Annotated in this window: 19 protein-coding genes; 14 read left to right on the top strand and 5 right to left on the bottom strand. The window is 61.6% G+C overall.

The window, feature by feature from the left end; translation table 11 throughout:
• Positions 1–287: 287 nt before the first annotated feature.
• From GGD40_RS28530 to GGD40_RS28520, 3 genes are all read left to right on the top strand, one after another.
• Positions 288–572 carry a hypothetical protein gene (locus GGD40_RS28530; RefSeq protein ID WP_179711191.1) on the top strand — a complete coding sequence of 95 codons (285 nt, stop codon included), beginning with the start codon at positions 288–290 and terminating at the stop codon, positions 570–572.
• An 11-nt stretch (positions 573–583) separates the two neighbouring features.
• Positions 584–853, top strand: coding sequence for a DUF6723 family protein (locus tag GGD40_RS28525; RefSeq protein ID WP_257030614.1), 270 nt, complete (start codon positions 584–586; stop codon positions 851–853).
• A gap of 431 nt (positions 854–1,284) precedes the next feature.
• Positions 1,285–1,836, top strand: a complete 552-nt coding sequence (locus GGD40_RS28520; protein WP_035560583.1) for an NADPH-dependent FMN reductase — start codon at positions 1,285–1,287, stop codon at positions 1,834–1,836.
• A 133-nt stretch (positions 1,837–1,969) separates the two neighbouring features.
• Here the strand turns inward: GGD40_RS28520 and GGD40_RS28515 are convergent, their stop codons facing one another.
• Together GGD40_RS28515 and GGD40_RS28510 are read right to left on the bottom strand one after the other, a co-directional pair.
• Positions 1,970–3,010: a hypothetical protein gene (locus GGD40_RS28515; protein ID WP_179745910.1), complete on the bottom strand. Its 1,041-nt coding sequence runs from the start codon at positions 3,008–3,010 to the stop codon at positions 1,970–1,972.
• Between the two features lie 261 nt (positions 3,011–3,271).
• On the bottom strand, positions 3,272–5,563 hold the full coding sequence (locus tag GGD40_RS28510) for a hybrid sensor histidine kinase/response regulator (RefSeq protein ID WP_179745909.1): 2,292 nt from the start codon (positions 5,561–5,563) through the stop codon (positions 3,272–3,274).
• A 689-nt stretch (positions 5,564–6,252) separates the two neighbouring features.
• Here GGD40_RS28510 and GGD40_RS28505 point away from each other — a divergent pair.
• From GGD40_RS28505 to GGD40_RS28475, 7 genes are all read left to right on the top strand, one after another.
• A complete protein-coding gene (locus GGD40_RS28505; protein ID WP_120345191.1) occupies positions 6,253–6,621 on the top strand; it encodes a response regulator in 369 nt (122 codons plus the stop codon).
• Entirely contained in the window at positions 6,614–7,237 is a 624-nt protein-coding gene (locus tag GGD40_RS28500) for a chemotaxis protein CheC (RefSeq protein WP_179711199.1), read from the top strand. Before GGD40_RS28505 ends, GGD40_RS28500 begins: the two co-directional genes overlap by 8 nt.
• Positions 7,234–8,172 carry a GGDEF domain-containing protein gene (locus GGD40_RS28495; RefSeq protein ID WP_179711201.1) on the top strand — a complete coding sequence of 313 codons (939 nt, stop codon included), beginning with the start codon at positions 7,234–7,236 and terminating at the stop codon, positions 8,170–8,172. Before GGD40_RS28500 ends, GGD40_RS28495 begins: the two co-directional genes overlap by 4 nt.
• A gap of 273 nt (positions 8,173–8,445) precedes the next feature.
• Positions 8,446–9,294, top strand: coding sequence for a presqualene diphosphate synthase HpnD (gene hpnD / locus GGD40_RS28490; protein ID WP_035560566.1), 849 nt, complete (start codon positions 8,446–8,448; stop codon positions 9,292–9,294).
• Between the two features lie 4 nt (positions 9,295–9,298).
• Entirely contained in the window at positions 9,299–10,567 is a 1,269-nt protein-coding gene (gene hpnE / locus GGD40_RS28485) for a hydroxysqualene dehydroxylase HpnE (RefSeq protein WP_179745908.1), read from the top strand.
• Positions 10,564–12,612 carry a squalene--hopene cyclase gene (gene shc / locus GGD40_RS28480; protein WP_179745907.1) on the top strand — a complete coding sequence of 683 codons (2,049 nt, stop codon included), beginning with the start codon at positions 10,564–10,566 and terminating at the stop codon, positions 12,610–12,612. The genes hpnE and shc overlap by 4 nt, the downstream gene beginning before the upstream one ends.
• 3 nt (positions 12,613–12,615) lie before the next feature.
• Entirely contained in the window at positions 12,616–13,350 is a 735-nt protein-coding gene (locus GGD40_RS28475; RefSeq protein ID WP_179745906.1) for a phosphorylase, read from the top strand.
• 341 nt (positions 13,351–13,691) lie between these two features.
• Here the strand turns inward: GGD40_RS28475 and GGD40_RS28470 are convergent, their stop codons facing one another.
• Positions 13,692–14,021, bottom strand: a complete 330-nt coding sequence (locus GGD40_RS28470) for a hypothetical protein (protein WP_179745905.1) — start codon at positions 14,019–14,021, stop codon at positions 13,692–13,694.
• 265 nt (positions 14,022–14,286) lie between these two features.
• Between GGD40_RS28470 and GGD40_RS37080 the strand changes: the two genes are divergently transcribed.
• From GGD40_RS37080 to GGD40_RS28455, 3 genes are all read left to right on the top strand, one after another.
• Positions 14,287–15,705 carry an AbiU2 domain-containing protein gene (locus GGD40_RS37080; RefSeq protein ID WP_257030613.1) on the top strand — a complete coding sequence of 473 codons (1,419 nt, stop codon included), beginning with the start codon at positions 14,287–14,289 and terminating at the stop codon, positions 15,703–15,705.
• 84 nt (positions 15,706–15,789) lie between these two features.
• Positions 15,790–16,548, top strand: a complete 759-nt coding sequence (locus tag GGD40_RS28460; protein WP_179745904.1) for a DUF5677 domain-containing protein — start codon at positions 15,790–15,792, stop codon at positions 16,546–16,548.
• Positions 16,549–16,604: 56 nt separating this feature from the next.
• A complete protein-coding gene (locus GGD40_RS28455) occupies positions 16,605–17,096 on the top strand; it encodes a hypothetical protein (protein ID WP_179745903.1) in 492 nt (163 codons plus the stop codon).
• Between the two features lie 29 nt (positions 17,097–17,125).
• Here GGD40_RS28455 and GGD40_RS28450 read toward each other — a convergent pair whose 3' ends face one another.
• Positions 17,126–17,482 carry a hypothetical protein gene (locus tag GGD40_RS28450; RefSeq protein WP_179745902.1) on the bottom strand — a complete coding sequence of 119 codons (357 nt, stop codon included), beginning with the start codon at positions 17,480–17,482 and terminating at the stop codon, positions 17,126–17,128.
• Positions 17,479–18,048 (bottom strand): glycoside hydrolase family 73 protein, encoded by a 570-nt coding sequence (locus GGD40_RS28445; protein ID WP_179745901.1) that lies wholly within the window; start codon positions 18,046–18,048, stop codon positions 17,479–17,481. The genes GGD40_RS28450 and GGD40_RS28445 overlap by 4 nt, the downstream gene beginning before the upstream one ends.
• Positions 18,049–18,325: 277 nt before the next feature.
• On the opposite strand from GGD40_RS28445, the gene GGD40_RS28440 reads away from it, so the two are divergent.
• Positions 18,326–18,496 (top strand): ribbon-helix-helix domain-containing protein, encoded by a 171-nt coding sequence (locus GGD40_RS28440; protein ID WP_179745900.1) that lies wholly within the window; start codon positions 18,326–18,328, stop codon positions 18,494–18,496.
• The last annotated feature ends 7 nt before the right edge of the window (positions 18,497–18,503 follow it).

Raw genomic sequence — 18,503 nt, 5'->3', positions numbered from 1 at the left:
TCCAATGCTCGCTCTACTGACGTGTTACAGTGGGTCAACAGCTTGCAGTTCTCCTGCGCGCTTGCGCAGTCCCCAACGCAAACGCTTCGCATCACAGCGCCCTGCTTTGAACAGGGTCCCGTTCCTCCTACTCTGCTTTGCGGTGTCGTCTGCCGGCCGGGTTGAAAGCGGCCGTTGCTCACGCGCATCGTCGATCATTACCGTGTTTTCGTGAGACGTCTTCTGCCGGCCGCGCGGTTCGCCGCAACGATAGCGTTTCACGAAAGCCCTCACCGGAGACGACCATCATGAGCAACACGATTCGACACTATCGAGGACTCGAGATCTATCCGTTGGTCTATCCGCACCAGCCGAGGGATCGCGACGGCGCCCGTCATTACGATGCCGGCTTCGACGCCGCGGTGCGCATCTGCCGGCGCGGCAGCGACCACATCGTCACCGGCAGCCGCCTGTTTCAGGTGCCGAGCACATCGCCGTTCGACGCCGCCGGCGTCGCGCGCATTGCGTCGACCAGCTACGCCGAACAGGTGATCGACGGCATGGTAGCCGGTCAGTCGATCGCCGGGCTATGACGCGCGCAACGATGGCAAGTCACGTTTCCAAACGCTCGCAGGGCGAGCAGGTTCCGGCTCTCGTCGGCCGTGAGAATTATCAGGTGGCGGCGTCGTCGCGGCGTACGTCGAGCGGCACTGTGCCGACGCTAAAAGTCATCCGCCTGAGCGACGATCGGGTGATCTACCCGTTCCAGGGGCACGCGGACATGCCCTTTTTCGACGAAGCTAACGACGCTCAATCGTATGCCGAGCAATACGGCTGGCAATTGGTGGACGGGGACATCGCCGTACCTGAGTAGGCGGCTGAAGCTAGATCTAGCCGCCGCGGTTGCCATTTTGCCCCCACACCGACGCCGTTCGGCAATGTCGTCCCGCACGATTTGCGGACATCGGTCATTTGTACTCGCGCCGCCACGCGTTCTTAGCGTCCGCCTATGGATTGCTGCGATTTGCCTCAAATCTTCCTAGGCCGAAAGCATGCTTGATTGACAAGGCAAAAGTACCAGTTATCCACAAGGTTATTCAGTGAATCTGTGGATAACTTTTTGCGGCGATAAAGTTATCCACCGGTTGCTGCGTCTCACAGTCGCCCACCCGACCGGCGACAAGTCACCAGCGCTCATCGCCGCACCCGCCGTGGCTCCCCGCGCGGCTTTTGCCTATGATGTTCATGCATGAGCATGCGTTATCCGCCTGCGCGTCCCGCGCACCCCATTCGAGGAAACGAACCATGGCATATCACATTGCAGTCGTCGTCGGCAGCTTGCGTCGCGAGTCGTTTAACCGCCATCTGGCGCAAGCCGTGATTTCGCTTGCGCCTTCCGACTTTACGTTCGAGTTCATCGATATCGGCTCGTTGCCGCTCTACAGCCAGGACTACGATGCCGACTATCCCGAAGCCGGCAAGCAGTTGAAGCAACGTATCGAAGCGGCCGACGGCCTGCTGTTCGTCACCCCGGAATACAACCGCTCGATCCCGGGCGTGCTGAAGAATGCGCTCGACTGGGGTTCGCGTCCGTGGGGCACGAATTCGTGGGGGAACAAACCCGGTGCGGTGATCGGCACATCGGTCGGCGCGACCGGCGCGGCGTTGGCGCAGCAGCATCTGCGCAATGTGCTGGCTTATCTCGATGTCGCCACGTTGGCGCAACCCGAGGTGTTTATCAAACACGACCTGTCGGTGATCAACGAAAAAGGCGAGATCGTGAGCGACGGTACGCGCAAGTTTCTACAGACTTTCGTCGACCGTTACGTCGCGTGGGTTAAGCGCCAGACGGCCTGACGGCTCACCCATTTCGCTGCCGCACGATAGGCCTCGCTGGAGACAGCGAGGCCTATATCGCCAGACTGCACCGCGAGACCGAACGGGCACACGGTGGCCTCGCCATAGATTCACGGCACGCCGCCGCACCACGCTACACGTGGTGATGCCCCGTCACCCGCTCCCAGCCATGATGCACGGCGAGTTTGAACCGCTCCCATGCGCTATCCGGCGCGGTCGTTTCCCATTGACGCCGTACTTCCGGTTCGGCGTCGTCCCAAGGCATGTCGCGAAAGCGCGCGTCCTGACCGATTTCCGCGCCATAGCGGTACGCCGGCACATAGTCCTCGTAACGCGAATTTTCCGTCGCGTACTGCTCGTCATAGTGCGAGCGGAAATCTTCTTCGTACTCGAGGTATTCGTTCGGAATCTGGGCGCCTAAACCCGAGGTCGGATGCGCAGCGTCGGGCACGACCTCCGACGGCTGCATGATCGCGCCAGATCCGCCGATCGAGCCGGCGGCGATCGCACTACGCCCCGCGTCGCCGACCAGCGGATCCGTCACCGGTTCGTTGATCGGATCCAGCACGGGCCGCTCGTTGAGCGGCGGCGGTACGAACGGTTCGGCGTCAATGTTGCCCGGCGGCATGGGGTAGAGCGTATCGGCCATCGTCGTGCTTGGGCTAGGGGTCGCCACACCGGATGCCGGCGCGCCCGCTCCCGTCATCCCCGCAGCGGCCACGCTCGACGAATGCGGCGTCCCCGACCCCACCGTCCCGATGCCGAGTTCGTCGAGCACCGAATGCTCGCGGCCTGGTGCAGCGTCCTCATTCCAGTCCGGCACCCGTTCGCCGATATCGACCGCGCCGAGCCGCGTCAACGTTCCGCGTGCCAAATCCGCATGCGCTTCACTGGCAGCGTTGACGCACACCAGCACGGCGCCGCGCCGCACGGCCTCGGCATAACGCGCCGTGTCCGGCGCGCGTGCGCCGGTGGCGAACAGGCTCGACAGAAAGCGCTCGATATTCGCGAGCACGCCCGTGCTGGCGACTTCATCGGTTGCCGAGCCGATGGACGGTTCAGGGTTGGCCTGCAACTCGATCGTTTCGGGTGCAAAGCCGGTCTGGACGAGCGTGTCGCGGGCGCCTTCGGCTTGAGAGTAAGTGTCGAATAAACCAATCACGGTATGTTGCATGGCTGTCTCCCGACGTATTGAATGGACCGACGGGCGACGCGGTACGCGTGCCCTTCATCCGTTGTATGCCGCAACGATCATGCCGGAGCCGGCGCAGGGGTTCCGAAGCCCATACGCCCGTACAGGCCGGCCTGCGCTGAAGAATCGGTGACACCCGCCTGCACGGGACAGCAGGACCGCAGAACAGCGACGCGGCGCTTTTACAACGCCGGTAAATGACGACGGACGTCGACCCGCACCTCAAACCCATCGCCACCCGCTTCAATCCGTCGATTGCGCCGCCGGATCCGTCCCCGTCTGCGTCAAATCGTGCTGGATCGTACGCAGCAGTTGCTCCAGCAGGCCGATATCGAAGGGCTTGGAAAGCACCCGCACGTCCACGTGCCGTGCGCGGTCGAGTTCTTCCGCGTAGCCGGTCACCAGAATCACCGGCAACTGCGTGTCGAACGCCTGCACTGCCTCGGCCAGATCGATACCGTTCATCTTTCCCGGCATGTGGATGTCCGACAGCACCAGATCGAACGGCAGCGGCTCGCCGGTGCGGGCGCGCCGCGCGTGAGCGTCGTCGAACAGGTGCAGCGCGGTGTCGGCATTGAACACGCAGGTGATCTGGTGGCCCATCATCTGCAGCAGCGCTTCGGTGCCGGCGGCCACTTCCTCGTTGTCTTCGACCAGCAGAATGCGCAGCCCCTGCGGCGCGCCGCTCTCGTCGACGTTCGCCTCAGGCGGAGCGTCGGCGGCGGGTTCGTCGGTAGCGCGCGGCAGATACAGGCGCACCGACGTGCCCGCGCCGACCGCGCTGTCGATCGCGGCCAGCCCACCGGAGCGTTCGCAGAAGGCGAAAACCTGCGGCAGCCCGAGGCCCGTGCCCATGCCCTGCGACTTGGTCGTGTAGAGCGGTTCGAAAGCCCGTGCGAGCACGTCGGGCGCCATGCCGATGCCGGTGTCTTCGAGCGACAGTTGCACGAACTCGCCGCTCAGCGGAAAGTCGTCGTCGCGACGGAAATGGATATTCGCGGCCCGCACGGTGAAACGGCCGCCGTTCGGCATCGCATCGCGCGCGTTGACGGCTACGTTGATCAGCGCGAGTTCGAGCTCGGCGACGTCGACGTGCATCGGCCAAACCTCCGCACCAATATCAATCACCAGCGAAACCTTCGCGCCGAGCGACGCGCGCAACAATTCGCGGCAGGCCGGCAGCCAGCGCTCCAGCGACAGCGTCTCATTGCGCAACGGCTGTTTGCGCGCGACGCCCAGCAACTGCCGCGTCAGCGACTGACCGCTCTTGAGCGCGCGTTCCATTGCCGACAGTTCGCGATCGAGGCCTGGTGTGCCGCGCCGCCGTGCGATCTGCACGTTGGACGAGAGAATCATCAGCAGATTGTTGAAATCATGCGCGACGCTGCCGACTAGCGTGCCGAGCGCCTCCATCTTGCGCGACTGGCGGTACGCGGATTCGATCGAGCGGCGCATCGACGCCTCGGCCTGCCAGCGCTCCCACGCTTCCTGTTCGGCGCCGAGCCGACGCAGCGACAGCCAGATCACGCACCACAACGCAATGGACGGCGTGAATATCGACAGAATCAACACGCTCAGATGCCGATACCACCCGGCCCAGATCGCCGACGTGCGATAGCCGCACGACACATACACCGGATACGAGCCGACCCGCCGGAACGCGACGATCATGTCGTCGCCGTCGAGGTCGGAATGCATTTTCACGACACCCGCCCGCCGACCCTGCGCCAACGCTTCGGCGAACGGCGAATGCGGTGCCACCGCGGCCGGCTCGCGCGGGTTCCGCGGGTTGCGTGGATAGCGCGCAAGGATCGCACCGTCCGTGCGCACCAGGCTCATCGTGATCGGCGTGATGTCGTTGCCGCCGAGCAGTTCGCGGTAGAACGCGTCGAAATAGCTGGGACGCAGTGCCACCGAGACCACGCCCGCAAACGCGCCGTCGGCATCGCGCCGCGCGACGCCCGTGTTGAACACCTGCTCGCCGGCGACATGCCCTGTCATCACTTTCGACACATGGTCGAGATCCTTGCCGCCGCGAATGCCGACGAAATCGTCGCGCTCGCCGATCGAAATAGCCGGCGACGGATAGAAACGGCTGGTGGCCAGCAGACTGCCGTCGCGTCCAAAGATCGACACTGCGGCCACTTGCGGATAACCGCCGCCCATCGTGCGCAGCTTCTCGTGAATGGCGGCTTCGCGGGCGCGAATGCCGTCGTCGTCGAGACCTTCGGTCAGATCGACGACGCGCGCGTCGAGCGTCTCGTTCATGTCGAACACTTTCAGCGCGTGTTCGTCGGCCACCCGCACGGTGCGCAGCGTCAGGTCGGTGGCGTCGGCGACGCGCGAGCGCCAATCGCTCAACGCCATGATCGCGACGTAGACGCACGGCAGCACGATCGCGGCGATCAGCAGCGCAATCAGCGTCATGCGCCGTACGTGGAAATTCTGTTCCGGCACGGCGGGGAACATCGCCTCGTTCTGCCGACTGGCAGCAAGGCGGTTCGCGGATGGCGGGTCGAAACGGTCAGGTGTCATGGTCGTTAAGGCCAGCTTCGTGCGGTACGAAATGGGTTCGTTGAAGGCGTCATACGAGAAGCATAGACACACAGCCACGGTAGAAGTTACCTTGGCGAGTCGCTATGCGGGGTGCGGCACGTTATTCGTCTGCTTTTTGAAACAGCGACGAATCGGCAACCGCAAACGTACACAAAAGTATAAATAGCAAAGATAGCTTCCCACATCTATCAAAATATTTTCAAAAATAGTACTTATTGGGAAAATCTCTTTAATGAACGTGGAATTGGCGAGTTGCCTTTCCGTTGAATTACTTCGAGAATCGATGCCACGATAAAAAATGCGTCCGCCATGTTCGGAGGCATCTGCCGCGAGGGCTGCCAGACCGTGCGTACCACGCACGCCGAAGGCGTTCGCGGAAACACGCGCGCGGCAAGGGACCAGCCCGATCCACGAGGCCGCGCAGATTCATCTACGGGGTAGGCTTCGAACATGCCGGTCATAGCCGTCGTTCACCGTGCGAGCACGCATTCGTGCCCGCCCACGGGTTCCGCCAAACGCACCGCGCCCCGCGTGTTCCCCGCTCGCTCGCCATCTGCTTTCCCCTACGCTTCAGCGCACTTAGCGGCTGGTCGACAGACCGCCTGCTAAAGAATTCGCCTGTAAACGCCGTTAACGCGCAAGAGCTTATTTCGCTTTCCGACCCGCCCATGTCTTTGCCTATTGTGATCGCCGACGATTCGCTGCTTGCCCGCAAGGTGCTCACCAAGGCATTGCCGCCGGACTGGGATGTCGACGTGTCCTACGCCACGAACGGGCGCGAAGCGCTCGGTCTGTATCGCGAAGGCAAAGCGTCGGTGATGTTCCTCGATCTGACGATGCCGGACATGACCGGTTACCAGGTGCTCGAAGCTTTGCAGCATGAGGATCTCAACACCTTCGTGATCGTCGTCTCCGCCGATGTCCAGCCGATGGCCCAGTCGCGCGTGCGCGCGCTCGGCGCCGCCGCCTTCATCGCCAAGCCCGTGACGCCCGAGGCGGTACTTCCCATCCTCAAGGAGTACGGGTTGTATGTCTGAGCCAGTCCTCACCGAAGATCAGCGCGACGCGCTGCAAGAGGTCGCCAATCTGGCGATGGGCCAAGCCGCGACACGTCTGGCGCGGCTGCTCGATGCGTTCATCGAATTGTCGGTGCCGCGCGTGCGGGTGGTGGCGGTAAGCGAGGCGGCGCAGGCGCTGCGCGAGATGACCGGTATCGAGGACAAGGTCAGCGCGGTGCGTCAGGGCTTTCGCTCCGATATCAAGGGCGAAGCGCTGGTGATTTGCCGCAGCGATAGCGTCGATCAACTGTGTTCGCTCGTCAGCGATCCGTACTCGCGCTCGGCCTACGAAGCGGTCAGCCAGCGCGAGCTGGTGTTCGACGTCGCCAATGTGCTGACGGGCGCGTGCGTGTCGTGCATTCTCGACCAGCTCGGCCGCACGCCGGTGTTCTCGGCGCCCGGCCTGCTCGGCGAATCGATGACCCTCGACGAAGTGTTCCAGCCCGGTGTGCTGCAATGGGGCGTGGCCCTGCTGGTCGAAGTCAATTTCGCGCTGGAAGACCACAGCTTCCGCGCCCATCTGGTGATGCTGATGGCGGAAGAGTCGATCCGTCACATGAACGGAGCGCTCGACGAGCTGTTGTCCAGTCTATGAATGTGCCTGTGGAGTCGTTGAGCGATCTGGTTGTCGAACGTGTCGGTTTCGGCATCTTCGTGCTCGATCGCGATATGAACGTCCTCATGTGGAACCGCTTCATGCAGGACCACAGCGGTATAGCGGCCGAGCAGGCGGTCGGCCAATCGCTGTACACGCATTTCCCCGAACTGCCCCGCGTGTGGCTGTCGCGCAAGATCGAAAGCGTGTTTCAGCTCGGCAGTTTCGCGTTCAGTTCGTGGGAGCAGCGCCCGTATCTGTTCAAGTTCGATCACGATCGGCCGATTACCGGCGGCGTCGATTTCATGCAGCAGGACTGCACGTTCATGCCGTTGATGCGCGATCGCGAAGTGGTGGCCGTGTGCGTGACCATCTCGGACGTCACGCACGTCAGCATCGTGCAGCGCGAACGGGAAGACGCGGTCGCCAAGCTGCAGGAATACGCGGACCGCGACGGTCTGACGGGAATCGCCAACCGGCGGTTTTTCGAAGCGCGTCTGCGCGACGAATTTACGCGCTGGCAGCGCTACGGTGGCGATATGTCCGTGCTGCTGTTCGATCTCGATCACTTCAAGAAAATCAACGACCAGTTCGGCCACGGCGTCGGCGATACCGTGCTGCGCGTGATGGCGCAGCGGGTGGCCGGCGTGGTGCGCGCGCAGGATACCTTCGGGCGCTTCGGCGGCGAAGAGTTCGCGTTGCTGCTGCCTTGCACGCCGCTCGAAGACGCCATGCGCGTCGCGGAAAAGATCCGCTGCACGATCGCCGACACGCCGGTCGAAGTGCAGGGCGTGGGCGTGCCGGTAACCGCGAGCGTCGGCGGCGCGGCGGCGCGCACCGGCGTGCCGGCGTATGACGTGCTGATCAACGAAGCCGATGCCGCGCTGTATAGCGCGAAACGGCAGGGACGCAACCGCTCGATCGCGTTTAACTGAGCGGCACGGCGCGGTTTTTTGCCGGCGCGGCTTGTCGCGTGGACGCATGCGCAGCACATTGCGCGGCATAAACTGCCGTCGAACCGGCCCACCTTCCGACCCCTTAATCACCCGCGAAACTGCGGCATCTCACAAACGTTGATATACTTTTCGCCGTTTCCGGCCTCCCTGCCGGATGTTTCGCGCGTGTCCGCGCGCGCGGGCCGCTCGCCTTGCGGGTGAGTATCAAACTTCTTGAACGCCTTTCAGCGGGCGCCTCCAGCGGAGATCGTCTTGGCTGTTTCCAATCTTGTCGTGGACGAACCAGAAATCGACGCCGCTGCCGCTACGTCCGGCAGCTCGTTTTATCTCGCCATGCGCATCCTGCCGGCTGCGCAGCGCGATGCGATGTATCAGGTCTACGCTTTTTGCCGCGCTGTCGACGATATCGCCGACAGCGACATGCCGCGCGTTGAACGCGCCGCCGCGCTCGAGCGCTGGCGGGCCGACATCGACGCGTGCTATGCCGGCGCGCCGCGCGCTTCGTTGCGCGCGCTGACGCGGCACATTCATACGTTTCATCTGCAACGCGAAGATTTTCACGCGATGATCGACGGCATGGCCATGGACGCCGCCGCCGACATCTGCGCGCCCGACGAAGCCACGCTCGACCTCTACTGCGACCGCGTCGCCAGTGCGGCGGGCCGGCTATCGGTGAGGATATTCGGGATGCAGGACGAACCCGGCCGTTTGCTCGCGCACCATCTGGGCCGCGCGCTGCAATTGACCAATATCCTGCGCGATATCGACGAAGACGCCGGTATCAACCGCTGCTACCTGCCGCACGAATTGCTGGCGCGCGAAGGCATCGCGGTGACGAGCCCGACCCAGATTGCCGACGATCCGTCGCTGCCGCGCGTCTGCGCCACGCTCGCCGAGCGCGCCAAGGAGCACTTCGCCGCGTCTGACGCGATCATGGACCGCGAATCGCGGGTTCACGTGAAGGCGCCGCGCATCATGTCGGGCGTCTATCGCCTGCTGCTCGACCGCACGCTAGACCGCGGCTTCGACATTCCGCGCACGAAGGTCAGCAAGCCGAAGCTGCGCATGCTGTGGATCGTCGCGCGTTACGCGCTCTTCTGAGTTGATGCCGAAGCTCGTCCACGTGGTCGGCGCGGGCCTTGCCGGCCTGGCCGCCGCGGTGCAACTGCAGCGGCGCGGCGCGCAAGTCGTACTGCACGACGCGGCGGGCTACGCAGGTGGACGTTGCCGTTCCTATTACGACGCCAAACTCGGCGCGACGCTCGACAGCGGCAATCACATCGTGTTGTCGGGTCATGCCGCGACACTGAACTACACGCGGGCGATCGGCGCCGCCGACGAACTGGCCGGCCCGGCGCAGCCCGACTATCCGTTTGTCGATCTGGCCACGCGGGCGCGCTGGATCGTGCGCATGTCGCCGGGCCGCTTACCCTGGTGGATCTTCGACTCGAACGCGCGCGTGCCGAACACCGGGCCGGGCGATTATCTGTCGCTCGTGCCGTTGCTGTTCGCCAAGCCCGGACGTAGCGTCGCGCAGACCATGCGCGCCAATGGTCCGCTGTGGGACCGTTTGCTACGGCCGCTGCTTCACGTGCTGCTGCAGGTCGAGCCGCGTGAGGCATCGGCGGAATTGACGGCGGCCATGGTGCGGGAAACCGTGCTCGCCGGTGGTCTCGCGTGGCGTCCGTTGATGGCGCGCAATGGCCTCGGCAGCGCTTTCGTCGACCCGGCGCTGCGGCTGCTGCAACACGGCGGCGCGGCCATCCGGCTGGAGTCGAGCCTGAAGGAAATCGGTTTCGCCGCCGACAAACCCCGCGTGCAGACGCTGAACTTCGCGCACGAACAGATTGCCGTCGACGTCAATCACGCGGTGATTCTCGCTGTGCCGCCGGAGATCGCGCAGACGCTGGTGCCCGGCATGCGCGCGCCGACGCGCTTCGCGGCGGCTGCGAGCGTGCATTTCGCGGTCGAGCCGCCGTTCGGTTTGCCGCCGCTCACCGGGCTGCTCAACGGGACGGCCGAATGGCTGTTCGCATCCGACGGACGCCTCGCCGTGACCGTCAACAACGCTGAAGCCCTGCTCGACACGCCGCACGAAGCGCTCGCGGCGACCGTGTGGGCCGAAGTCGCCCAGGCGGCCAGTCTGCCCGCCACGCCGATGCCGGCCTGGCAGGTCGTGATGAACAAACGCGCGACCTTCGCCGCGCTGCCGGATCAGGAAACCCTGCGCCCCGGCACGCGTACTCGCTGGAACAACTTGATGCTCGCGGGCGACTGGACGGCCACCGGCCTGCCCGCGACGATTGAAGGCGCGATCCGCTCCGGCCAGAAGGCCGCGGATACGTTGCTGAATGAACCGATGGAACGCCGATGAACGACTTATCTCAAGCTCAGCCGCTGGACGCCGTCCTGCCCGAATTCGCCGACGCCACCGCCGTGCCTGCAACGCCTGACGCGCCGGTGACGGCGACGACGGCCGCGCAAGCGCCCGACACATCGCTCGACGCCGCGATCACGCGCGCGACCGACGCGATCCTCGCCGCGCAGAAACCGGACGGTCACTGGGTCTACGAACTCGAAGCCGACGCGACGATTCCCGCCGAATACGTGCTGCTGGTCCACTACCTCGGCGAAACGCCGAACCTGGAACTGGAGCAGAAGATCGGCCGCTATTTGCGCCGCATCCAGATGGCGGAGGGGGGCTGGCCGCTGTTCACCGACGGCGCGCTCGACATCAGCGCCAGCGTGAAGGCTTATTTCGCGCTGAAGATGATCGGCGATCCGGTCGACGCCGAGCACATGGTCCGCGCCCGTGAGGCGATTCTGGCCCATGGCGGCGCGGAAACCGTGAACGTCTTCACGCGGATTCTGCTGGCGCTGTTCGGCGTCGTGTCGTGGCGCGCGGTACCGATGATGCCGGTCGAAATCACGCTGTTGCCGGAGTGGTTCCCGTTCCATCTGTCGAAGGTGTCGTACTGGGCGCGGACCGTGATCGTGCCGCTGCTGGTGCTCAACGCGAAGCGGCCGGTGGCGCGCAATCCGCGGCGTGTGCGGATCGACGAGCTGTTCCGCGGCGCTCCGGTCAACCTCGGCCCGCGCGATCGGGCGCCGCATCAGCACCTCGGCTGGTTCCGCTTTTTCAGCGGCGTGGACGTGCTGCTGCGCGCCGTCGACGGTCTGTTTCCGAAAGCGACGCGCGACCGTGCGGTCCGCGCGGCTGTGGCGTTCGTCGACGAACGGTTGAACGGCGAAGACGGCCTCGGCGCGATTTTCCCGGCCATGGCCAATTCGGTGATGATGTACGACGTGCTCGGCTATCCGGCCGATCATCCGAATCGCGCGATTGCGCGTCAGTCGATCGAGAAGCTGCTCGTCATCAAGGATGACGAAGCATATTGCCAACCGTGTCTGTCGCCGGTGTGGGACACCTCGCTGGTTGCGCATGCGCTGCTCGAAACCGGCGAGGCGCATGCCGAACAGGCCGCCGAACGCGGGCTTGCGTGGCTGCGCCCGCTGCAGATTCTCGACGTGCGCGGCGACTGGATCTCGCGTCGGCCGAACGTGCGGCCTGGCGGTTGGGCGTTCCAGTACAACAATGCGCACTATCCGGACGTCGACGATACGGCAGTGGTCGTCATGGCCATGCAGCGCTCGGCGGCGCTCACGCAATCCGATGTGGATCGCGAAGCCATTGCGCGCGCGCGCGAATGGGTGGTCGGCATGCAGAGCAGCGACGGCGGTTGGGGCGCGTTCGAGCCGGAAAACACCCAGTACTACCTGAACAACATTCCGTTCTCCGATCATGGCGCGTTGCTCGATCCGCCGACCGCCGACGTGTCGGGCCGCTGTCTGTCGATGCTCGCGCAACTCGGCGAACTGCCGAAGGACAGCGAGCCGGCGCAGCGCGCGTTCGCGTACATGCTGAAGGAACAGGAATCGGACGGTAGCTGGTACGGCCGTTGGGGCCTGAACTACATCTACGGCACGTGGACCGCGCTGTGCTCGCTGAACGCAGCCGGCTTCCCGCACGACGACCAGCGCATGAAGCGCGCCGCACAGTGGCTCCTGTCGATCCAGAACGAGGACGGCGGCTGGGGCGAGGGCGGTGAGAGCTACAAGCTCGACTATCGCGGTTACGAACGGGCGCCGAGCACGGCTTCGCAAACCGCGTGGGCGCTGATGGGCCTGATGGCCGTCGGCGAGGTCAATCACGAAGCCGTGGCGCGCGGCGTCGCGTATTTGCAGCGCGAACAGCGCGAGCATGGCTTGTGGGACGAAACGCGCTTCAGCGCGACCGGCTTCCCGCGCGTGTTTTATCTGCGCTACCACGGCTATCGCAAGTTCTTCCCGCTGTGGGCGCTGGCGCGCTTCCGTCATCTGAAGCGCAACGGGCTCACGCGCGTCGCGGTCGGGATGTAACGGATGCCGCTTTCGACAACGCCGTCCGGCGCGGACGGCCGCACCGGCTTGCCGGTGATCGTGGTGACCGGCATGGCGTTCGAGGCGCGCATTGCGCGCGGCGAGGGCGTCGAGGTGGTCTACGCGGCGCGCGCCGATCTGCTGGAGCGCGCTTTGAGCGCGGCGGTGGCGCGCGGTTGTGCGGGCATTGTGAGTTTCGGCACGGCGGGCGGGTTGGCGCCGGATCTGGAACCGGGCTCGATGATCGTCGCGGATGCCGTGGAAGGGCCGTTAGGGCGTCTCCAGACCGATCCGGCTTGGGCGGACAGGCTGGCAGCCGCGCTGACGGCTGGGCCGCTCAAGGCGCGTCTGCAGCGCGGTCTCGTGGCGGCGGTGAGCGCCCCGCTGGTGAGCGCCGACGACAAGAGCGTGCTGCATCGCTCGACCGGCGCGTTGGCGGTGGATATGGAGTCGCACATTGCCGGTGCGACGGCCGCCGCGCATGGCGTGCCGTTCGCGGTGTGCCGCGCGATCGTCGATCCGGCCTGGCGGACGCTGCCGTCCGCCGCGACAGCCGGTCTGCGCGACGACGGCAGCACGGCGCTCGGGCCGATTCTGCGGGAATTGCTGCGTCAGCCTTCGCAACTCGGCGCGCTGATCCGGTTGGCGGTGGATGCGCGGGCGGCGCGAGGTTCGCTGGTTCAGGCGCGGCGCGCGATGACTGAGGCGGGCGCTTTGCGGATGGTCGCGGCGGTCTGAGCAGGCGGTTTCGCCCGCTGGGCCTGCCGCCGATTGATTTTCCTAAGAATTCAGTAGATATTGAATAACTAGGGAAAACCCTTATATTTGGTGCAATGTCAGTGTTAACCCTAGGTTTAGGCGGCAAGCCTCACCAGGTGCCTCGAACACGGAGTACCAAATGAATTTCCATACCAGAAAGTAACGGTACGGCGGGGCTTAGCAGCCAGAGCCTTATTGTACGGGGCTTTCAGCGAGGTCTGCGAGGGTTATCTGAGGCAAGTTAGAAGCACAGCCCCAACGCTAACCCCAATAAAATTGGGGCCATAATTGGCCCCTTTGTTTTGTGCAATTGATTGCAATCATGCCTTGGCCGGTTCTGCGGCGGGCAGGGCGTTGCCTTTGGCATCGCGGCCCAGCAATTTGTTCAGGCGGCTCATGCCACACGCGAAGCCCTTGGCGCGGATGGAATCCAAAATTTTCTGCGTGCGCAAGTCGGCCCAGCCGCTGGCTTGGATGAACGAAATCAACTCTTCGTCTTCGCTAAACCGTTCTCGGCTAATCCGAGCGACGAGGGCAACTGCTTCGGGGGCGGTCGGGAAAACGAATTCGCCTTCGCGTTGATTGCGCAATGTGATTGCCGGGTGCGTCACGGTTACGAGGGCGGCTGCGCTGTTAGCGGTCTTGGTCATGTGATCTCACTCCATTGAGGTTTGGTTCAGAGGTGGCTTGCTGCGTTGCCTGAACCGACTCTAGGGAGAGGTCACGGAAACTCCGAAGAGATTCTCGCGGGTTGGGGTAACTGCCGAGATTTCTTCTGGCTTTCGGCTACCGCACCAGCATGTCTGCGCCGCTCCATCAACAACCCGTGCGATGCTTATTCGCAGCCACCGCAGACCATAGAAACCGCGAACTCTAAGTCTGTTGATATGATGGCCTGCATACAACGGGGGTTGCATGAACGTGCTGTTTTTCCTAAACAATCGCGTCGAATTTATCCGGAAATTCTACGAAACCGGCAGCATGCCGTTTCGCGAAATTATCCGAAAGATAGAAGCAGAGGAAGACCCATTTGTTCCTCCGTACAGCGAGCACAGCGAGCCCGCGTATATGGACGAATGGAATGCGGCAACTGCGTCGTTAGGGGTACTGGGACGAAATTGCGTATCGATGCTGTCAGAATCGCTGAAACTTTACTTCAAGACTTGGGAACACCAGCTTGGTTTGTCGTGCGTCGAAACTCACGCGAAGGCGTTTAGGCAAGGTTTCGTAAATGGCTATCGGGTCAGTTTCGGGGATACGCTAGCGCTGAAGTGGGACACTTGCCCAGCCGATTTTGCGATCCTCGAACAGATTGTGCTTGCGCGCAACGCCGACCAGCACTCGGGAAGTATTACGTCGATGCGCGCGACCCACTCCGAGAGTGACAGGGAGAAGCATCCCAAGCTATTTTTCGCTGATGAAGCGGAGAAGGCTCTTATGCGTGATCGTGACGGGGCGCAGAGCTGGTGGATGGACCCAACCGTACATGTGTCATCCGAAGGCTTGGAGATTGCGAACCAGCAAGTTGAGAAACTCGCGGAGTGGCTGGATATCGAGATCGCATCGCGGCCTGAACTACACGCAGAAATCCGAAAGATTCAAGTCAAAGCTAAGTTAGGTCTTCTGAAAGAAAAGGTTGAAGCGGCAGAGCCGGAGGCGGTAATGGCCGTCACTTTCCACGAAGTCTGGAAGCCAATGGCATACGACGAAGATTTGCATAAGCGCATGGGACTTTCCTACGCCGCGCACGCATTTTTTGTTGTCCGCTCGGCGCTTCGACGTGAGATGCTGCTAGCCCTGATGAGACTTTGGGACAATGACCGCAAAGGCAGGGCTATTGGAATGGAGTCGATCGCCAAAACGCTTAGCGATCAGCAGGTTTTTACGGCGTTAGTCGTTAGCCGGGCCGAGGGCACCGGGCTGTCATCAGGATTCGTTGTTGACAGGATGCGGGAGACGTTGGATGCAAAGTCAAAAAAGGCGGTTGAGCTAATCAGTAAATACGCGCCGGGCGGCAAGCATCGAGGCGTACTCGAAAAACTACGGACGCTTCGAAACGAATATCTCGCGCATAAACAAACCACGCCAACCAACGCGACAGGGGCCGACGCTAGTGACAATGAAATCGAAACGTTTTATCAAGATAACTTAGAGATCGTTCAATTGCTCCTGAGTTCGGTTTTGGGTCGGTACTTTGACCTCGCGGAAGCAGCAGATGTTTACCGACATCATTCCAAATATTTTTGGGCGGCGGCGCGAGGTGAGAGAACGGAGGGACATCCGAACTATTGGACACCTCCGGATGCTGATGAGGGTTCACCGGTGAGCACCTGATTGTTCTAAGCGCGTATAGCAAATCGTTTTGCCGGGAAGCCAAGCGCCGAAAATTGCTGCCGAAACCCAGAAAAGAGAGGCTTTATGAGTCAGATCAACAAGGACGCAGCTTGGCTTAAGTATGCCGACAAACTTTATGACTTCGCGCAATCTGTCCTTGCAGGCTCGTCAATCCCCATCAGTCCGCAAGGGGCTGCGGACCCTAAAGTACTGGCGGCGACGCTGCTTGTCAGAACGACTTCCAATTTCAAAGGCGCGATGGTCCTGGCACGCGAAGGGTTGGTCGTCGAAAGCCGCACACTTGTCCGCTGTTGCTTCGAAAACCTTTTCTGGCTGGGTAACCTGTTAAAAGAAGGCGATAAGTTTGTCAAAGAGATGGGTGCTGACGATGCGAAGAGTATGCACAAGCGCCTGACGTTCATTCTTGATAAGCAACTATCGTCCACAGATGCCACAGAAAACAGGCTGCGTGGCGTCGCGCAGAATATCTCCGAGCAATGGCCGAAAGCGAAAATTCTTAATCCGAAAGAGGTTGCGCAGGCCAGCGTAATTAAAGCGGGTTATTTGATTTACAGTCAATTGTCGGCAGATTCGGCTCACCCGTCGCTGACCTCGCTTAAGCGTTATGTCGCTCACGATCAGAGTACTGGTGAAAGAGGCATTGACGTGAGCCCCATACCACCTGCAGAAGAAGTGGCTCGGACAGTGAACTGGGGCTGCATGGCACTCCTAGGCGCGTGTGTCGCTTTCAACCAGATTGTCGGGCAAGCCGTCGCAGCGCGTTTGTTAAATAACATTGCTGATGAATTTGACGCCGTGAAATCGAAGACAGGTATCGAGTGAAGATGTGTTGGCGCTACCCTGGCAATTACGATTTTGTGCGAACTAACGAGGCGAACATGGGATTTTTTGACGAAAAGGCGATCACTGGCAGGTTTACAAATTCAGACATTGCGAAGCAAAATCTGCACGGTTTTTCGAACATCTGGAGCAATTTCACGAGTGGCGATAAGTTGAAGGGTGCGTTTTTCTTTCCGGTGCGATCGAGTGACGGCGAGCTTCGCCTCGCGGTATGGATCGACTACTACGAAACGGCGGAGACGCATTGCTATTTGGTGATCGATGGCCCGTTCCTCAGTGCCGCGAACGTCGAGTTGATAGCGGAGTTGCTCGGTCTAACCGAAGCGTTCCAAGGTAAATTGCTCGCCTCTGGCGCTCCTGCCGTGGCTGGCGTTGGTCAAAAGGTCTTCTACTGCAAATATGCCGCTCCCGATACAGTCGATCTGCACGACGCGCTTGAGGCCGCACACAAGTTTGCCGAGACCTGGCTTAAGACAGACTGGCATAGCATGACCGCAGAAGAGTTCTTGCAGCTCTTTCAGAGTACTTAACGACCTCGTACTAGCGACCCAATCCCCGCTTACGGGCGGGGTGCATTTCGTACTCGACGCAACGGCACAAAGTGCTCACCATCGTAAGCGTTCGTGACGGCGTGGCCGTCGCTCTTTCGAATCCGCACGAAGAAAAGCGTCGGTGAGGTGTTGGCAGCACCACCGCATTCCGGGGAGTGGTTCTCACGGACGCGCACCTCGTAGCTCGCGCCTTTGTCGAACGTGTCGAAGAACAGGCATTCGATCTTGTCCGTGGACAGCCGGTATTTGGTCACCACCTTGGATGCCCATAGCGCTGCGGCGTTATCGTCTGGCACGGCCAGCGGCTTTGCGTAAGCCGACACACAGGCAACCAGCAGCGCGACTGCAACCGTCCACCGGGTCATTGCGTGGCCTTCGCGTCGTATTGGTCGAGCTTGTGCGCGCGGATGATCACGTTTAGTTTCGCCGCGTAATGTTTGTCGGTCGCATAGCCATTGTGCTGTAAGGCTACGGCGCACTTACTGGCACTCGGTTGCGTATAGCAGACTCTGTATTTCGGGTCGCTGCTGACCGTCCGCGCATAGTCTTCTGCGGCGTCATCAAATCCCGAGTAAGCGCGGAAAGTCCCCTGTATCGCCACGGATGCACCGCCAACGATTTCATGCGTGCCGAATGTCGCTGAGCTGCCGTCCGGTGCATGTCCCTTCACGCCGAAGTAGGCATTTGCGACCACGCGGCGTCCCCAGTTCGTTTCCAACGCCGATTGCGCGATAACGATGCCTGCCGGAATGCCGTATTGGCGCTGGATCGCCTGTGCCTTGGCGAGGTGGTCCGCGATAAACGTCGTCACATAAGACGGTGACGATGACGCCGCGTGGGCCTTATGGGCGTGGTGTTGAGGCATGACGATTTCCCGCAAAACAAATAATACGAGGAATGTATCAAAGCATTCGCGGGAGTTAAACCCCATTCCTGATAGCCGGATGCGCTTAATGCACGGTGAATGCGCAAAGTACTGATACGCCTAAGTCTAGCGCTTGCGGCGGTAACATTTTTTTACACATTCGTTCTGCAAGTGTTAAATCCTTCACCCACCCCGAATGGTCTTTTTTGGACCGAATTGGACTGTTAATCGTTAGAAAGACGTTTTTCTACAGTCCTGATACCAGCTTTGCACCATTAGGTGAAACAATTAACGTTATGTACTCTGGAGACTCCTTCTCAGCGAATGAATGGAGTCACTCGAAATGGACAACCTTAATCCCGACAAGGTTAGAACGACGGTGGTATTGCCGCGTGAATTGAAAGCGCGGGTGGAAGCTCACGCAGAGCGAACCGGCGCGGCCCTGAGTACCGTAATGCGTATCGCGCTAAATGCTTTTTTGGATAAACAGAAGGTTACAGAGGAAGTGGGTTGAGCAAGAA

Source organism: Paraburkholderia bryophila, from assembly GCF_013409255.1.
Classification (GTDB): domain Bacteria; phylum Pseudomonadota; class Gammaproteobacteria; order Burkholderiales; family Burkholderiaceae; genus Paraburkholderia.
The sequence above is the reverse complement of the archived record's forward strand: the minus strand, read 5'-3'. Positions and strand labels throughout refer to the sequence as shown.

Excerpts from the sequence above, each read along its gene's own strand:
- GGD40_RS28510 (WP_179745909.1), bottom strand. The coding sequence starts at position 5,563 with ATGACACCTGACCGTTTCGACCCGCCATCCGCGAACCGCCTTGCTGCC.
- GGD40_RS28515 (WP_179745910.1), bottom strand. The coding sequence starts at position 3,010 with ATGCAACATACCGTGATTGGTTTATTCGACACTTACTCTCAAGCCGAA.
- GGD40_RS28445 (WP_179745901.1), bottom strand. The coding sequence starts at position 18,048 with ATGGGGTTTAACTCCCGCGAATGCTTTGATACATTCCTCGTATTATTT.
- GGD40_RS28505 (WP_120345191.1), top strand. The coding sequence starts at position 6,253 with ATGTCTTTGCCTATTGTGATCGCCGACGATTCGCTGCTTGCCCGCAAG.
- GGD40_RS28460 (WP_179745904.1), top strand. The coding sequence starts at position 15,790 with ATGAGTCAGATCAACAAGGACGCAGCTTGGCTTAAGTATGCCGACAAA.
- GGD40_RS28495 (WP_179711201.1), top strand. The coding sequence starts at position 7,234 with ATGAATGTGCCTGTGGAGTCGTTGAGCGATCTGGTTGTCGAACGTGTC.
- GGD40_RS28450 (WP_179745902.1), bottom strand. The coding sequence starts at position 17,482 with ATGACCCGGTGGACGGTTGCAGTCGCGCTGCTGGTTGCCTGTGTGTCG.
- GGD40_RS37080 (WP_257030613.1), top strand. The coding sequence starts at position 14,287 with ATGAACGTGCTGTTTTTCCTAAACAATCGCGTCGAATTTATCCGGAAA.
- GGD40_RS28520 (WP_035560583.1), top strand. The coding sequence starts at position 1,285 with ATGGCATATCACATTGCAGTCGTCGTCGGCAGCTTGCGTCGCGAGTCG.
- shc (WP_179745907.1), top strand. The coding sequence starts at position 10,564 with ATGAACGACTTATCTCAAGCTCAGCCGCTGGACGCCGTCCTGCCCGAA.
- GGD40_RS28525 (WP_257030614.1), top strand. The coding sequence starts at position 584 with ATGGCAAGTCACGTTTCCAAACGCTCGCAGGGCGAGCAGGTTCCGGCT.
- GGD40_RS28500 (WP_179711199.1), top strand. The coding sequence starts at position 6,614 with ATGTCTGAGCCAGTCCTCACCGAAGATCAGCGCGACGCGCTGCAAGAG.
- GGD40_RS28470 (WP_179745905.1), bottom strand. The coding sequence starts at position 14,021 with ATGACCAAGACCGCTAACAGCGCAGCCGCCCTCGTAACCGTGACGCAC.
- GGD40_RS28455 (WP_179745903.1), top strand. The coding sequence starts at position 16,605 with ATGGGATTTTTTGACGAAAAGGCGATCACTGGCAGGTTTACAAATTCA.
- GGD40_RS28530 (WP_179711191.1), top strand. The coding sequence starts at position 288 with ATGAGCAACACGATTCGACACTATCGAGGACTCGAGATCTATCCGTTG.
- GGD40_RS28440 (WP_179745900.1), top strand. The coding sequence starts at position 18,326 with ATGGACAACCTTAATCCCGACAAGGTTAGAACGACGGTGGTATTGCCG.
- GGD40_RS28475 (WP_179745906.1), top strand. The coding sequence starts at position 12,616 with ATGCCGCTTTCGACAACGCCGTCCGGCGCGGACGGCCGCACCGGCTTG.
- hpnE (WP_179745908.1), top strand. The coding sequence starts at position 9,299 with ATGCCGAAGCTCGTCCACGTGGTCGGCGCGGGCCTTGCCGGCCTGGCC.